General features: G+C 61.0%; 2 protein-coding genes and 1 pseudogene. 1 reads left to right on the top strand and 2 read right to left on the bottom strand.

The window, feature by feature from the left end:
- The coding region (locus B7Z76_RS16100) for a transposase (protein WP_291345271.1) at positions 1–219 on the bottom strand (219 nt) is incomplete at its 3' end.
- Positions 220–376: 157 nt separating this feature from the next.
- Here B7Z76_RS16100 and B7Z76_RS16095 point away from each other — a divergent pair.
- Positions 377–1315: pseudogene (locus B7Z76_RS16095) on the top strand (IS630 family transposase).
- 25 nt (positions 1316–1340) lie between these two features.
- Here the strand turns inward: B7Z76_RS16095 and B7Z76_RS16090 are convergent.
- Positions 1341–1560, bottom strand: a 220-nt coding sequence (locus B7Z76_RS16090; protein WP_291345270.1) for a transposase, incomplete at its 5' end; no start/stop codon positions are given.

Genomic DNA, 1560 nt, shown 5'->3' with positions numbered 1-1560 from the left:
CCAGAGGCCACGCTGGCTCCAGCGGTTGAACCGGTTGAACACCGTGGTTCGTGGCCCATAGGCCTCAGGAAGCGCTCGCCATCGCAAGCCCTCGCGAAATCGATGCAGGATGCCGCTCAGCACTCGGCGGTCATCAACCCGAGGCTTGCCGCCAAGCTTCGGCAGCAATGGTTCGATCGCAGCCCATTGCGTGTCGTTCAGCCAGAACAGTTCCGCCATGTTCCAAGTCCTCCGAGCAGACTTGAATCAGACGCCACGTAGTCATAGCAATAGGTACAGAACCTAGAGCGGTTTTCGACCGGTCTGAATCGCAAGGGATTCCCATTGGCGTTGATTTCTGATTCAGAATCCGTGCTGGAGAAGGAGGGTGGTATGGATGGGCCAACCACTATCGATGGATCTTCGTCGGCGGCTTGGCGACGATTGATGAGGGGATGAGTTGCCGGGCAGCGGCAGCCCGCTTCGGAGTGGCGACGGCAATCCGCTGGCGAGCGCAGCGTCGCGATACCGGCAGCTTTGCTCCGAAGCCTCAGGGTGGCGACACGCGCTCACGTCGGGTTGAGGAACGGCGGGCGGACCTTCTCGCAATCTGGGAAACGCGTAAGGACATCTCGCTTGCAGAGCTGGGCCTGGCGCTGATCGAGGTCGGCTTGCACGTCTCGGTGGCCGGGCTTCACCGCTTCTTCATCCGCCGCGGCATGACGCGTAAAACAAGACTGGCCACGCCATCGAGCAGGATCGCCCCGATATCCTGAAACAGCGCCAGGACTGGTTCGATAGCCAGTTCGATCTGAACCCGGATCGCCTCGTCTTTATCGACGAGACCTGGACCGCCACCAACATGATCCGCAGCCATGGCCGCTGCGCCAAGGGCGAACGTCTGCGGATGGGCTTCCCACACGGTCACCGCAAGACCACCACGTTGGTGGCGGGGCTGCGCATGACCGGGATGGTCGCGCCGATGGTGCTGGACGGCCCCATCAACGGCAACTGGTTCGAGGCGTATGTCACCAAAGTTCTCACACCTGAACTGCGGCCCGGCGACGTGGTCATCATGGACAATCTGTCGAGCCACAAGCGTGACGCGGTGCGTGAACGGATCGAAGCGGCCGGCGCAACCCTGCGCTTCCTCCCGCCCTATAGTCCCGACTTCAATCCAATCGAGAAGGCGTTCGCGCGGCTCAAGGCCATCCTCAGAAAGATCGGAGAGCGAACTGTTTCCGGCCTATGGGACCTGATCGGCAGGCTCGTCGACAGCTTCCAACCCCGCGAATGCGTCAACTACTTCAGCTCATGCGGATATCATCCAGACTGATCGAAAAATGCTCTAGGTTCTGGACTCAACTGATCCAAGATGTGACGGCGAGGACGAGGCAGATACCTGCGAGGAAGTTTCGTGCGGTTTTGTTGTAGCGTGTGGCGATGGCGCGCCAGTCCTTGAGCCTGCAGAAGGCGCGTTCAATGAGATTGCGCTTTCTGTAGGCGACGGGGTCGAAGGGCGGAATGGCGCGGCGGTTGGGCATGGGCGAGATCACGGGCCTGGTGCCTTGGCGGGTGAGG

This window comes from Acidiphilium sp. 20-67-58 (assembly GCF_002255515.1).
Classification (GTDB): Bacteria; Pseudomonadota; Alphaproteobacteria; order Acetobacterales; family Acetobacteraceae; genus Acidiphilium.
This window is presented reverse-complemented; position numbering and strand designations above follow the sequence as displayed.